Here is a 13,391-nt window from a genome sequence, read left to right on the forward strand (position 1 = left end):
CGCGCCGCCGGCGGGTCACGCCGGTCTGAGCCGGGCGTTGTCGCGGTGTTGCGGGCCGCGCGGCCCGCAGCCGATGCCCGCGCCGATGCTGCTGCTGGCCACGACCTCGGCGGGGACGTCGCAGGGACCTTCCAGGTGCGTGGCACCGCCAGGACCCCGGCCGAGGCCGTCGGCCCGGACCCGGACGACGGCGGCCGGCCCGGACCCGGACGACGGCGGCCGGCCCGGCGAGCAGCTCGCCGGGTAAACGCGTCCAGTCACCCCTTGTCTGGCAGCGTCGGGGCGGCCTGTGTGGCGGGCGGTCCGTCGGGGGCGGCCTGCTGGTGCTCGGGTCCGACGCGGTGGGATTTCGAGCTGAGCTGGAGCGCGACGATGATCGCGGCGAGGATTGCTAGACCGGTCGCGATGAGGAACGACAGGCGGTAGCCGTCCACCAGAGAGCCGCTGTGGCCGGCGGTCGCCGCGGCGGCGGTGGCGAGGATCGCGAGGCCGACCGCGGCGCCGGTCTGCTGGCTGGTGGTGAACAGGGCCCCGGCCAGTCCCTGGTCGCCGGCCCGGACTCCGCTGGTCATCGCGACCGACGCGGTCGGCAGGGCGAGCCCGACCCCGGCCGCGGTCAGCACCAGGCCGGGCAGGACCGCCGCGAGGTAGCCGGCCCCGGCGGTGATCTGGGCAAGCCACAGCTGCCCGGCGCCCATGCAGGCCAGACCGGCGAGCAGGACGGCCTTGATGCCGAACCGGGCCAGCAGCCGGCGGGTACCGAGGGTGGAGACGAGCACGACGGTGGCAGTCGACGGGACCAGCGCCAGGCCGGTCTCCAGCGGGTTGAACCCCAGTACCTTCTGCAGGTAGAGCGACGCGAAGTAGACGTAGCCGGCCAGGATGGCGCCGATCAGCAGCATTGCCGCGATCGCGGCCCGCCGGGCCGGCTCCGCCAGGATCGACAGGGGCAGCATCGGGGCCGCCGACCGCTTTTCGGCGAACACGAAGCCCGTGGTCAGAAGCACCGACAGAGCGAGCGCGACGAGGGTGGCGGGTGCGGTGAAGCCGTGCTGCTGCCCGCTGCCGAGCCCGAAGATCAGCGCTGCGATACCGGTGGTCACCAGCAATGCGCCGCGTACGTCGACGCTGCCGCCGCTGCCGGACCGCTTCCCGGCCGGCAGCCGCGGGACCAGCGCGAGCATGATGGCGATGACCGGCGGATTGATCAGGAACACCGCCCGCCAGCCGAAGTACTGGGTGAGCAGCCCGCCGGCCACGATCCCGGCGGTCGCGCCCGCCGCGGTGGTGGCCTGCCAGATCGTCAGCGCCCGGGTGCGCGCGGCCCCTTCTGCGTTGGTCGTCGTCAGCAGCGACAACGCCGCCGGGGAGACCATCGCCCCGGCCGCGCCCTGCACGATCCGGGCGATGATCAGCATGATCGGCCACTGCGCGAGCCCGCAGGCCAGCGACGCGATCCCGAACAGGGCCAGGCCGACGGCCAGCACCTGCCGCCGGCCGAGCAGGTCCGCCAGACGGCCGCCCGCCAGCAGCAGCGCCCCGAACGCCAGCGCGTACCCGGTGACGATCCACTGCAACTCCGCCGCGGCCATGCTCAGCTCCCGCTGGATCGACGGCAGCGCCACGTTCACAATGCTGAAGTCCAGCTGCAGCACGAACTGGGCGGCGCAGATCAGCGGGATGACAGACACGGCCCGCCGCGAGCCGCCGGCAGCGGGCAGTGGCGCGGTGCCATCCGTCGAGTGGTCCGCCATGGGCAAATCTCCTGTCCTGACTGTGTTCCTTGCTGGTTCGTCGGCGTCAACGACGCTCGTCAGAACTTCGATGGCGATCCGGTGGCAGTGCGCACAGATACAGTGCATCTGTCTGGCAGATCAAAGATGGCCGGATGTGCTGCGATTCAGTCCTGGAGGCGGTGCCCGATGGAACTCAGACAGCTACGTCACTTCCTGGCGTTGGTCGAGGAACGCAGCATCACCCGAGCCGCCAAGCGCGAGCTCATCGTGCAGTCAGGCCTGTCGAACTCGCTCCAGGCCCTCGAACGCGAACTCGGTACGCCCCTCTACATCCGCGGAACCAGGCCCGTCCGACTCACCGCGGCCGGCGAGGCTCTGGTGGGCCCGGCTCGCCGGACCGTGGCCAGCGCCGCGCACGCGGAACAGGCCGTGCACCACACCCGTGACGTGCTCATCGGCACCCTGCGCCTCGGCGTCTCGCTCTCCGCTCAGCATCTGGTGCCGTTCGCCTCCTATCTCGGTGAGTTCACTCGCGATCATCCCGGCATCGACCTGCGCCTGCGGTACGCGCCCGGGTTGACGATGATCTCGATGGTCGAGACGGGAGAACTGGATTGCGTGATCGGACCGGCGGTCGGCCAGGTCCCGGGCGTCCGGATGACTCGCCTGGCGCGAGAGCAGCTGCACCTCGTCTGCCGTGCTGATCACCGCCTCGCGGAGCGGGCTGAGGTCAGCATCAGAGAACTCGCCGACGAGCGGTTCGTCGAGGTACCCCCGGGATGGACGGCTCGCCTGTTGAGCGACGCCGCGTTCGCCGGCGAAGGAATACCGCGCCGCATCGCCTGTGAGGTCGGCGACTGGGAACTGTTCCTCGAGCTGGTCAGCGCGGGCGTCGGTATCGGCTTTGCTCCGGTCGGCCTGCAATACCCGGTGCTCACCGCACCGGACAGCGTTCTGCGGCTCATCACGGTCGAGGGCGTGCGTCTGGAAAGACACATCTACCTGATGCTGCCCTCGGTGGGCGAGACCAGCCCGGCAGCACGGCGGTTCGCCGACCAGCTGCTCCGTGTCCACCACGCGGGCAGCTGACCCGACGTCTGTTGACCAACGCGGCCCTGTCGACTCGCAAGTGGCGCGGCTGCGGGTGCGCTGATGCCGCGACCATCTGATCGCCAGATGGACTCCATCTGAGGCGGGCGCGACGCAGGCGACATCGGCGGCGACGGAGGCGCGGTTGTACGGGGCGGAACTTCCATGCCGACCGTGGACGCCGGCCAAGGCAGAAAAAAGATGCCACTCCGGAAGATCCGCAGCCCGGTCGGCGCCTGCACGGCCGAAGAGAAGAAGGAGTTCGCCGAGATGAACCTCACTGACCACGCCGGAGTCCGGCTCACACACGGCAAGCCCAAGGTCAACGGTGTGGAGATCCACTACGCGATCGGCGGCTCCGGTGAGCCGGTGTTCCTGCTGCACGGTGTGCCGAAGACGATGTCGTACTGGCGCCACGTCGTGCCGCTGCTGACCCCGCACTACACCGTCGTCGCGGTCGACAACCGAGGCTTCGGCGGCTCCCAGCGCCCCCTGAGCGGCTACGACACCGCCACGATGGCCGGTGACGTCGCCGAACTCGCCACCCACCTGCGCTTCGACCGGTTCCGCGTCGCCGGCGAGGACTGGGGTGCGGCCATCGCCTACGCCGTCGCCGCCTTCCACCGGCCCCGGGTGCGGCAACTGGTCTTCCAGGAAACGCTCCTACCGGGATTGCCGGCCGGCCCAGGACTGCCAGGCGGCGAACACGACCCCTCGCTCGCCGCCGACGACGGCCGCACCGGCTGGCACTTCAGCTTCTTCAGCCTGCCGAACCTGCCCGAGCTCCTGCTGGCCGGAAGGGAACGGCCTTTCTGGACGTACTACGCCAGACGTCAGATGTGGGACCCCAGCGCGCTGACCGAGGAGGACATCGACGAAATGGTGCACTCGGCCGAGCAGCCGGGCGGCACCAGGGCCATCCTGGAGATGTACCGCGCCCGCCAGACCGACGCCGAACAGAACCGCCCCCATTACGCCGACCCGATCAGCTGCCCGGTCCTGGCCGTCGGCGCGCAGGCCTATCTCGGGGACGAAGTGTCCAGACAGCTCGCGCAAGTGGCCCGCGACGTCCGCGGCGCCGTCATCCCCGCGTCCGGTCACAACATCGCGCTGGAGAACCCGACCGTCCTGGCCCAGGCCTACCTCGACTTCTTCGCAGGCGGCTGAGGTTCGGCAAGCGCCTCTTGCGGCAACCCCGGGCGCGGGCAGGCCAAGGGCGCGCGCCGAGGGCCGAACGACCCTGTGCCAGGTCCGGGCGCCCCGTGGCGCCGGGTCCTGGCCGGGCACACCCTGGGGTCAGGGACCCTTCGGCCCCGCCCGTCCTCCCGAGGAGGAGATCATGCACGGCAAACCGCACACCGTGGGCGACGTGATGACCCGCTCGGTCGCCGCCGTCGGCCGCGACGCCCCGTTCAAGGACGTCGTCACCCTGATGGAGGAGTGGAAGGTCAGCGCCCTGCCCGTGCTGGAGGGCGAGGGCCGGGTGATCGGTGTCGTCTCCGAGGCCGATCTGCTCCCGAAGGAGGAGTTCCGGGACAGCGACCCGGACCGGTTCACCCAGCGGCAGCGCCTCGACGACCTGGCGAAGGCCGGCGCGGTGACCGCCCAGGAGCTGATGAGCACGCCCGCCGTGACCGTGCATCCGGATGCCACGCTCGCCCAGGCGGCGCACATCATGGCCCAGCGCACGGTCAAGCGGCTGCCCGTCGTCAACGCAGAGGGCGTGCTCGAAGGCGTCGTCAGCCGCTCGGATCTGCTGAAGGTGTTCGTGCGGGACGACGAGGAACTCGCCGAAGAGGTGCGGCACGAAGTCGTCGACCGCCTCTTCCCGCTCTCCGCCGACCACATTCAGGTCGAGGTTGCGGAAGGTGTCGTCAGCCTCACCGGGTGGGTCGACGACAACGGGTTGGCCCGGGTGGCCGAGCAACTGGCCCGCGCAGTCGAGGGCGTGGTCGACGTCCGCTGCTGCCTCATGCCGATGCCCCCGCGGAACGACCCGCGCTGACAGGCCTGGGCGTGCGGAAACACCGCCGTCCCGTGCCCGTTGACGACTCGGCGCGGCGGTGTGCGCCCGGGAGTTCGGCCCACAGCACGTAGGCGGCGTCCTTGAACTCCTCCTCCACGCGGATGCCGCGCAGACCGGGGAAGCCGGACGCGGCGGCCCAGCCGGACAGGCCGCCGGGCAGCATAGGCCGGCCGCGCAGCCGCTCGATCATGCCACTCGAGTGCTTCTTCCTTTCGGATTCTCATCTCCGGCCTCGTGTCAGGGCGTTGGCACAGCCGTGGGCCTACCGGCCCTCTCTTCACCCGAGCGGCCGTGGACGATCTCGTAGGCCGCGCCCAGGGCCCCGATGGCGGCCAGCCCCCCCGGTCCGCTCCACGAAGCGGGCGACCGGCTCCGCCGTGGGGCCCATGGAGCCCTCAGGGAAGCCGGCGCCGCGCAGCTGGGCCGGGATGGCATCGAGCACGGGGTGCTGGTCCGGGGTGCCGTAGCCCTCGTACACGCACGTCACATCGGTGAGGACGAGCAGGAAGTCGGCCTTCAGCTCCTCGGCGAGCAGGGCCGCCGTGAGGTCCTTGTCGACGACCGCCTCCACTCCGGTGAGGGCCCCGGTGTCCTGGTCGGCGGTGACGGGTATGCCTCCGCCGCCGGCGCAGATCACCAGCGTGCCGCTCGGTGAGGACGTCGCACAGGCTCTGGGTGGGGTGCGCGGTGTCGGTGAGACCGTTGTTGACGGGCACGCCGGAGTGCGCGGCTGGTTCGGTGACGATCGACTGGGCGCTGCCCCGGTATTCGATCGCGTCGAACATCCGGCCCAGTACGCGGGCGGTGTCGGCGATGGACTCCTTGCCACCGACGTGGGTGTCTCCGGCGAGCGCGCCGAAAGTCATCGCCAGGGCCAGCGCTCCGATGGTGACGACGCCGAACGCGACCAGCGCGATCGGCCCGTATGGCGCCAGTGCCGAGGGCAGGGCGAAGACGCCGGTGCCGATGATGCTGCCGATCACGAGGGCGGAGGCGGCGGGGAGCCCGAGGGCGGCCATGGGGGCGGCTCGTTTCCCGCTCGTCGCCATCCGGGCCCGGCCGGTGACCAACGGCCCACTGACGACGCCGCGCCGGCACGACGTGACCATCCACCCCGGCTGCAAGGTCACCGACCTCCTGGACCTGGCCGCGGACGAGGCGCCCCGGCGCGGAAGCGTGCGACACCCCGCTCTCACTGTGGTGACCAGCGCCGAAGAAGGAGACCCGTGAAGGCGTCGACTCGGGAGAGCAAGGACGCCGCCCTTGTCGTAGTGGGCAAAGTGGCAGTCGTCGTCATGGAAACCCCTGAACCTGTCGGCCGTTGCCGAGCCCGTATCGGGCTCGTCGCCCACGTCTTCCTCCGCCATTCCCACTGCCCCGTTCTTGTCGTCCCCATCGGCTGATCTATGCACAAGGTCAGTCCGTCGCCAGAGCAGCTGGGCGTACGGCATCTGGCCCGAAGCGCCGCCGGGCGCGGTCCGCGGCGGCTTCGGCTGCGCGGGCGCGGACATCGCCCGGGTCCAGAGAAAGCTGCCGGTAGGCGCTGTCGGCCGGCAGCAGACCGTCGGCCCGGATCGCGCAGGCGCGGACCCTTGCTCGCTGCAGTCCCAAGGAGGTCAACAGTCCCAGGGCCGCTGCGCTGAGGGCGGGTGAGTGGTTGGTGGGTTCCGGCAGGGTGCGCGTGCGGGTGGTGGAGCTGCGGTCGGCGTATCGCATGGTGAGGGTGAGCCGGCCGGCGACCTGGCGTTCGCCGCGCAGGCGTTGGCCGATCCGGTCGGCGAGTCCCAGCACGGCGCGGTGGTGCTGGGCCGGGTCGAGGCAGTCCCGCTCCAGTACGAGGTCGGCGATCAGATGTTCTGCCGGTTCCGCGGGGACGACCGGGCGAGGGTCCCGGCCGCGGGCGCGTTCGGCCAGCAGCCGGGCGGGACCCGCGCCGAGGAGCCGTTGCAGGGTCGCCGGGGGCAGGTCGGTGATCTGGCCGATGGTGTGCAGGCCGTATCTGGCGAGCGTCTGCGCCGTGGTGCGGCCGATCCCGGGCAGTGCGGTGACCGGCCGCGGGTACAGCCAGTCGGTCACACGGCCGGTGGGGACCCAGGTGGTGTCTCCCGGTGCGGATGCGTCGGCCGCCATGGCGGCCAGCATGCGGTTGCCGGCGAGCCCTGCGCTGCTGTCGATGCCGTAGAGCGCCTTCAGCCTCATCATCGTCGTCTGGACCATGTCGTAGGGAGACAGGTCGAAATACCGGAGCGCCGAAGTCAGGTCCAGTTGCACGGCGTTGGGCGGGACGGCTTGGACGTGGGGCGTGATTCCGGACACCAGTTCGATTATATCGGCGTACTGAGCCTCATTCAGTGAGGCGTGCAGGTGGAGGTGGACGATGTGCCGCTGCCGTGTGGTCACCTCGTTCATCCCGCGCTCCCGGGGCTTCGGTGGCCGAACTTCTTCAGATCGGCCGAGCGGGTGCCGGCGGGCTGGAGGTCGGCGTAGGGGTGCAGGCGGGCGCCCGCGGTGCCGTCGGCCAGGGTGCGGTGCGGCTGGGCCGGGGTCGGATGCGGGCGGCTCGCACCGAGGAGGGCGAGGGCGGCCTCGGGGCCGTTGTCGCGGCGGGCGGCGGCGATCTCGTCCAGGTCCCAGGCCATGGTGCCGACGACGGTACGACGGGTACCGCGCACCTGGACCGTGCCACGGACGAGGAGCAGTCCGCTGTGGAAGACGGTGTGTGCGCAGGCCGGGTGGGAGTCCTCGAAGAAGGCCAGGTCGACCAGGCCGGAGCCGTCCTCGAGCGTGACGAAGATGATCCGCTTGCCGCTCGCGATCGGCGGGGTCTGGGTCGAGGCCCGCACCCCGGCCACGAGGACCTGCTGACCGGCGCGCAGGCCGGCCAGATGGGCCGCGTCGGTCGCGCCGATCTCGCGCAGCAGCCGGTGGTGGTGCTCCATCAGGTGCCGGGAGATGTCGATGCCGAGGGTGTTCAGCTCGGCGCTCAGGGCCTCGCGGCCGGTCATCTCCGGCAGGCCGCTCGGCTCCGCCCCGCCGACGGGGTCCGCGGTGATGGGCAGTTGTCCCTCGTGCGCGGAACGGTTGCGGGACTGCCGGTGCAACTCGGCGATCTGGAGCAGCAGATCGCGGCGCGTGAGGCGGCCGTCGTGCAGACCGTTCAGGGCACCGATCTCGGCGAGGCGTTCGGCGACCGGTCTGCTGGGGTGTGCCCGCTGCCAGAAGTCCGACAGCGATCGGTACGGCTGCCCCTCCTCGATCCGCGCACACTCCTCCTCGCTGATGCCGTGCACCGCGGAGAGGGCGAGACGTACCCCCCACTGGTCCCCGTCGGCCTTCTCCACGGTGTGCCGCACCCGGGAGCGGTTGACGTCGACGGGCAGGACGGGGACCCCACGGCGACGGGCGTCGGAGACGAGGACCCGCTTGGGCCACATCCCGGGGTCGTGTTCGAGAAGGCCGGCCAGCAGGAACGCCGGATAGTGCGCCTTGAGCCAGGCGCTCTGCAGAGCGGGTACGGCGAAGGCGACCGCGTGGGCCCGGCAGAAGCCGTACGCCCCGAAGGCCTCGACGGTCCTCCAGACCTCGTCCCGGACGGCCGGACTGTAGCCGCGGGCCTGTGCTTGGCGGTGGAACCAGTCCCTGATCCTGGGCAGCTGCTCCTTGTCGCCGAGCGCCCGCCGGGTGATCTCCGCGAAGGCCCGGTCGCAGCCGGTCAGCACCGAGAGCGTCTCGATGATCTGCTCGTGCCAGATGGTCACGCCGTAGGTGTCGGAGAGTACCGGTTCGAGGTCCGGGTGGGCGTAGTCGGGTGTGCCGCCGTGGCGGGCGGCGATGTACCGCTCGGGCATGCCGCCGGCGACCGGCCCGGGACGGAAGAGGCTGATGTCGGCGATGACGTCCTGGACGTCGCGGGGCTGGAGCCGGGACAGCAGGTCCTGCTGGCCGGGGGACTCCAGCTGGAACAGGCCCAGGGTCTGGCTGGCCTGGATGAGCTTGAACGCGAAGACGTCGTCGAGCGGCACCTGCCGGGGGTTGTCGAGGTCGATGTGGTTGCCGGTGGTGCGTTCGATCTCGGTGACGGCGTGGGCCATCGCGGACTGCATCCGCACGCCCAGGACGTCGAGTTTGATGTTGCCGAGCGCCTCGATCTCCTCCTTCGCGGCCATGGCCATGGGGTAGTCGCCCTGCGGGGTGGGCTGCACGGGCAGCCGGTCCAGGAGGGTGGCGTCACTGATGACCACGCCACAGGGGTGCATGGCCATGCCGTGGACCAGGGAGTCGAGGCCTTCGGCCAGCTCCCACAGGGGGCCGTAGCGGTGTGCCTCGGCGGCCAGCTGCCGTAGCTCGGGCAGTTCGGCGAGGGCGCCGGTGATGTCGGAGGCGCGCAGGTGCGGGAAGCTCTTGGCGATCCGGTCGATCTCGGCCGGCGCGATGCCGAGAGCGAGGCCGGTGTCCCTGAGCGCCCTGCGCGCCCGGTAGGTCTCGGGCATGGCGGTGACCGCCACCCGCTCCTTGCCGAAGCGTTCGAAGATCGTGTCGTAGCACTCCAGGCGTCGGGCGGACTCCACGTCGATGTCGATGTCGGGCAGGGACGCCCGGCGCGTGCTGAGGAAGCGTTCGAACAGGAGGCGGTGGTCGAGCGGGTTGGCGGTGGCGATGTCCAGCGCGTGGCAGACCAGCGAGCCGGCCCCGGAGCCGCGGGCGGCGACCCGGATGCCCTTGGCCCGGATGTCGGCGACGACCTGGGCCACGGCGAGGAAGTACGAGTCGTAGCCCAGCTCGGAAATCACCTCGAGCTCTTCGTCCAGCCGGTCGAGCGCCGTACGGTCGCGGTCGAGGCCGCGCCCGGCCAGGCCGGCCTCGCACTGCCCGCGCAGCAGCTGTGCGGCTCCGCCCGCTCGGGGATCGGCGCCGAAGAGCGACGGTTCCGGGAAGTGCCGAGCGCCGAGCCCGAGGTCGGACGCCGGATCCACGGTGCACGCGGTCGCGGTGTCCGCGGTGTCCGCCAGGAGCCGGCGGGCCCGGCGGATGTCTCCTCCGGCGCATTCGGCGATCATTCGCGCGACGGTCTCCATTCCTCGCTCGTCCTTGAGCCAGCGCTGTCCGCTGTCCAGCCGGCGCCGGTCGATCGGTCTGAGCAGCCGGGCCGCGTCCAGGACGTCGGCGAGGCGGTGCTGGTCCGCATCCGCATAACGAACGGCATTGGAGAGCACGGCGGTGGTACGGGTGCGGTCGGCCAGCGCGAGGGTACGGGCGGCCAGGCGCAGGGACCCCGGACCGATGCCGGAACGTTTCTGCGCCACGGCTTCCAATCGAACATCCCTCCCGAAGATCTCCGTCCAGGGCGCCAGCAACCTCATCGCCACGTCCTCCCGGCCCACCGACAGCGCCCGCACCGGCTCCGAGAGCGGCCCGAGCAGCACGGTCAGGCCGGGGCCGCCGTACTCGCGCAGCGCCTGCCACGGCACCACCGGCGGTGTACCGGACACGGCACCGACATGGGCGGCCGAGGTGATGCGGCACAGCCGTGCCCAGCCCTCCCGGTTCTGTGCGAGCAGCGCGAACCGCAGCGGCGGCTCCATGACGTGCGCGCCACCGCGCGCCGGGGTGCGGCGGTGCTGGGCGGGCGGCGGAGGCGCCAGGGCCTCCACCGCCAGGTCGATGCCGAAGACCGGCCGGACCCCGTCCTTCGCGCAGGCCTGCGCGAACCGCACGGCCCCGGTGACCGTGTCCCGGTCGGTGAGCGCGAGCGCCGGCATGCCCCGCTCGGCCGCCCGTCGGACGAGCTGCTCGGGGTGGGAGGCGCCGTAGCGGGCGGAGTAACCGGACGCGACGCGCAGATGGGCGAAGCCCGTCATGCCGCACCTCCATCACTCCACCCCTTTTCGGCAGTAAGCCCGATATGTTCATCGTACGCTCGTTCGATTACTCTAACCCCATCAGCCCAGGTAGGCGACTGGAATCGAACGCGTAAACGATTCTTTGGTGGCGTGGGCGGCGGGAGGGGGAGGTGCCGCTCCGTCACCCCTTCGGTCGGGCGGGGCTGTTGGGGCTCCAGGTGGACGAATGGTGGCCATTTGTAGCGAAGGCGATACCTTCCGTCACGTCGGTGGCGCCTGTCGCCCCTCGGTGGAGCGATTCGTGTGCCATCGGACGGCTCGGCCCCCGGGCCGGTGGGCGTGGTGGCCCGGGAGGCTGCGGCGTGGCCGGTCGGCTTCTCGACGGCGAAGGTGGTGCCGGCGCATTCGCGAGGGGGTCGTCACTCGCTGCCTCGAGGGGCTCGGGCCCGACCTCGCCCGGAGTGAAGTGTGCGTGTTGTGCGACGGTTTGGCGCGTTTCGCGCCCTATGGTCCCCTCGGGCCCAACTGGTGACATCCCATCAGGTGGGTGGCGTGCGACCGGTTACTCGGAAGTTTTACCGACGCGTAACTTCACGCTTGCACTACTCGTCCGTAACTTGATGAGTGAACAGCATCCTCGTGATCCGGATCACAGGGCGTAAGGCCGTCGCAACTCCCTTGAGCCGCAAGGAGATCACACGATGCTGCCCTGGAAACGAGTGCTCAGACCCCTGACCGCACTGCTCTTCGCAGCCGCCGTCGCCACCGTCCCCGCCGCCACCGCCCATGCGTCGAGCGCCCCCAGCAGTGGCTGGAACGACTACTCCTGCCGCCCCTCCACCGCCCACCCCCGCCCCGTGATCCTGGTCCACGGCACGCTGGGCAACTCCGTCGACAACTGGCTCTCCCTCGCCCCGTACCTGGAGGACCGCGGCTACTGCGTCTTCTCCCTCGACTACGGCCAGCTGTCCGGCGTCCCGCTCTTCTACGGCCTCGGCCCCATCGACAAGTCGGCAGAGCAACTCTCCGCCTACGTCGACAAGGTGCTGAGCGCGACCGGTGCCGCCAAGGCCGACCTCGTCGGCCACTCCCAGGGCGGCATGATGCCCCGCTACTACCTCAGGTTCCTCGGCGGCGCCGCCAAGGTGAACGCCCTCGTCGGCCTCGCCCCCGACAACCACGGCGCCACCATCAGCGGCCTCACCAACCTGCTGCCGTACTTCCCCGGCGCCGCGGACCTGATCAAGGCCAGTACCCCCGGACTCGCCGACCAGATCCCCGACTCCACCTTCCTCGCCAAGCTCAACGCGGGCGGCGACACCGTCCCCGGCGTGCACTACACGGTCATCGCCACCAAGTACGACGAGGTGGCCACCCCCTGGCAGAGCCAGTACCTGAGCGGCTCCGACGTCCACAACGTGCTGCTCCAGAACCTGTGCTCGCTCGACCTCTCCGAGCACGTGGCGATCGGGCTCTTCGACCGGATCGCCTTCCACGAGGTGGCCAACGCGCTCGACCCGGCACACGCCACCGCCACCAGCTGCGCGTCGGCGTTCAGCTGAGCGGCCCGCCCAACTGAACGCCGCCGGGGCCTGTCCGGCCTGAGCCGCCGGTCAGGCCCCGGAGTCATGAGGGATCAGCGCCGGTGCGCCCGCCGCCGTACGGACAGGAAGAGTGCGCCGGAGCCCAGGGCCAGGGCGGCCGCCCCGCCGACCGCGAGGTACGGCGTACTGCCGCTGCCGCCGGTCTCCGCGAGGACCGTCTGCGGACTTCCGGCCGCCGCGGGTGCGTTGGCCGGCGGGCTGCTCGGCTCGGCCGACGTACGGGCGTCGTCGTCGCCGTGACCGTGGTGCTCGACCGTCGACTTGTCGGCACCGGCCGCGATCTGCTCGTCGGTGGGGGAGGAGGCGGTCGGGGCCGGGGTAGCGCTGGTGGCCGTACCGCCACGGGTGCTGGCGCTGCCGCCGCCGAAGTCCACGTCCGAGCAGGAGTAGAAGGCCTCCGGGCTGTCCGAGCGCTGCCAGATCGCATACAGCAGCTGGCGGCCGGTGCGCTCGGGAAGCGTGCCGGAGAACGTGTAGAAACCGCCGGCGGCGACCGGGTCGGTGGCCGTCGCCACGGGGTGGTCGAGATCCAGGTCCGCCCAGGCCGGCGGCTTGGCCGGGTCGTAACCGGCCTTGGTGAGGTAGACCTTGAAGGTGCCCTTGTGCGGCGCGGTCACCCGGTACCGGAAGGTATACGACCCGCTGCCGACGCTCGTCGCCGGCCAGTCGGCGCGGGCCAGGTCCAGGCCCTTGAACTCGTCGTTGCCCGCACTGCACAGCCTGCCGTCCGGGATCCGAGCCCGGTGCTGCCCGTTCGCGTCGCCGATGCGGATGCCGTTCCAGTCGTAGAGGGCCTGCGTGCCGCCGGCCGCGACCGCCGCCTTGCACGCGGCCGACTTCGGGCTCTCCGGGTTCTCCGCGTAGCACTGGGCGACCCGGCTGACCGGGTCGCCCATCGTGCCGTGCGCGGACGCCGGCGCCGCGGCGAGGGCGACCGCTCCCACACCGAGCGCGACGACGGCGGCGGCCCTGCGGCGTGCTGCGAACATGCGGGAACTCCTCGGAACGGTCCTCGGGGCGGGCTCGGTCCCGCCGGGCCGGATCCGGCCGGGCTGGATCCGGTCGGGCTGGATCCGCTCGGGCTGGATCCCGTGGG

General features: G+C 71.3%; 11 protein-coding genes and 2 pseudogenes. 5 read left to right on the forward strand and 8 right to left on the reverse strand.

Annotated features, from left to right (window positions below; all coding sequences use genetic code 11):
- Positions 1-15 precede the first annotated feature (15 nt).
- Both ACWDGI_RS13710 and ACWDGI_RS13715 read right to left on the reverse strand, forming a co-directional pair.
- Positions 16-261, reverse strand: coding sequence for a hypothetical protein (locus ACWDGI_RS13710; protein ID WP_450758602.1), 246 nt, complete (start codon positions 259-261; stop codon positions 16-18).
- On the reverse strand, positions 258-1,754 hold the full coding sequence (locus ACWDGI_RS13715; protein ID WP_450758604.1) for an MFS transporter: 1,497 nt from the start codon (positions 1,752-1,754) through the stop codon (positions 258-260). Before ACWDGI_RS13715 ends, ACWDGI_RS13710 begins: the two co-directional genes overlap by 4 nt.
- Positions 1,755-1,922: 168 nt before the next feature.
- Here ACWDGI_RS13715 and ACWDGI_RS13720 point away from each other — a divergent pair, with 168 nt between their 5' ends.
- From ACWDGI_RS13720 to ACWDGI_RS13730, 3 genes are all read left to right on the forward strand, one after another.
- Positions 1,923-2,825, forward strand: a complete 903-nt coding sequence (locus ACWDGI_RS13720) for a LysR family transcriptional regulator (protein ID WP_450758606.1) — start codon at positions 1,923-1,925, stop codon at positions 2,823-2,825.
- Positions 2,826-3,026: 201 nt separating this feature from the next.
- Positions 3,027-3,992 carry an alpha/beta fold hydrolase gene (locus ACWDGI_RS13725; protein ID WP_450758608.1) on the forward strand — a complete coding sequence of 322 codons (966 nt, stop codon included), beginning with the start codon at positions 3,027-3,029 and terminating at the stop codon, positions 3,990-3,992.
- Positions 3,993-4,164: 172 nt separating this feature from the next.
- Complete coding sequence (locus ACWDGI_RS13730) at positions 4,165-4,830, forward strand: CBS domain-containing protein (RefSeq protein ID WP_450758610.1); 666 nt, start codon at positions 4,165-4,167, stop codon at positions 4,828-4,830.
- On the opposite strand, the gene ACWDGI_RS13735 is transcribed toward ACWDGI_RS13730, so the two are convergent.
- The 3 genes and pseudogenes from ACWDGI_RS13735 to ACWDGI_RS13745 form a co-directional block, all read right to left on the reverse strand.
- Positions 4,796-5,041 (reverse strand): hypothetical protein, encoded by a 246-nt coding sequence (locus tag ACWDGI_RS13735; RefSeq protein ID WP_450758612.1) that lies wholly within the window; start codon positions 5,039-5,041, stop codon positions 4,796-4,798. The genes ACWDGI_RS13730 and ACWDGI_RS13735 overlap by 35 nt on opposite strands.
- A 47-nt stretch (positions 5,042-5,088) precedes the next feature.
- Positions 5,089-5,500: pseudogene (locus ACWDGI_RS13740) on the reverse strand (amino acid kinase family protein); the annotation flags it as partial.
- Positions 5,496-5,696 (reverse strand): annotated as a pseudogene (locus ACWDGI_RS13745) (ornithine carbamoyltransferase); the annotation flags it as partial. The pseudogenes ACWDGI_RS13740 and ACWDGI_RS13745, both read right to left, overlap by 5 nt.
- 40 nt (positions 5,697-5,736) lie before the next feature.
- On the opposite strand from ACWDGI_RS13745, the gene ACWDGI_RS13750 reads away from it, so the two are divergent.
- Positions 5,737-6,081 carry a hypothetical protein gene (locus ACWDGI_RS13750; protein WP_450758614.1) on the forward strand — a complete coding sequence of 115 codons (345 nt, stop codon included), beginning with the start codon at positions 5,737-5,739 and terminating at the stop codon, positions 6,079-6,081.
- A 186-nt stretch (positions 6,082-6,267) separates the two neighbouring features.
- Here the strand turns inward: ACWDGI_RS13750 and ACWDGI_RS13755 are convergent, their stop codons facing one another.
- Both ACWDGI_RS13755 and ACWDGI_RS13760 read right to left on the reverse strand, forming a co-directional pair.
- On the reverse strand, positions 6,268-7,251 hold the full coding sequence (locus ACWDGI_RS13755) for a DNA polymerase Y family protein (RefSeq protein WP_450759289.1): 984 nt from the start codon (positions 7,249-7,251) through the stop codon (positions 6,268-6,270).
- A gap of 5 nt (positions 7,252-7,256) precedes the next feature.
- The gene (locus tag ACWDGI_RS13760) at positions 7,257-10,709 is read right to left on the reverse strand and encodes a DNA polymerase III subunit alpha (protein ID WP_450758616.1); all 3,453 of its coding nucleotides are present in this window, start codon (positions 10,707-10,709) and stop codon (positions 7,257-7,259) included.
- 683 nt (positions 10,710-11,392) lie between these two features.
- Here ACWDGI_RS13760 and ACWDGI_RS13765 point away from each other — a divergent pair.
- Entirely contained in the window at positions 11,393-12,253 is an 861-nt protein-coding gene (locus ACWDGI_RS13765) for an esterase/lipase family protein (protein WP_450758618.1), read from the forward strand.
- 74 nt (positions 12,254-12,327) lie between these two features.
- Here the strand turns inward: ACWDGI_RS13765 and ACWDGI_RS13770 are convergent, their stop codons facing one another.
- Positions 12,328-13,284 carry a lytic polysaccharide monooxygenase auxiliary activity family 9 protein gene (locus ACWDGI_RS13770; RefSeq protein WP_450758620.1) on the reverse strand — a complete coding sequence of 319 codons (957 nt, stop codon included), beginning with the start codon at positions 13,282-13,284 and terminating at the stop codon, positions 12,328-12,330.
- Positions 13,285-13,391 lie beyond the last annotated feature (107 nt).

The sequence above is a fragment of the Streptomyces sp. NPDC001220 genome (assembly GCF_053597895.1).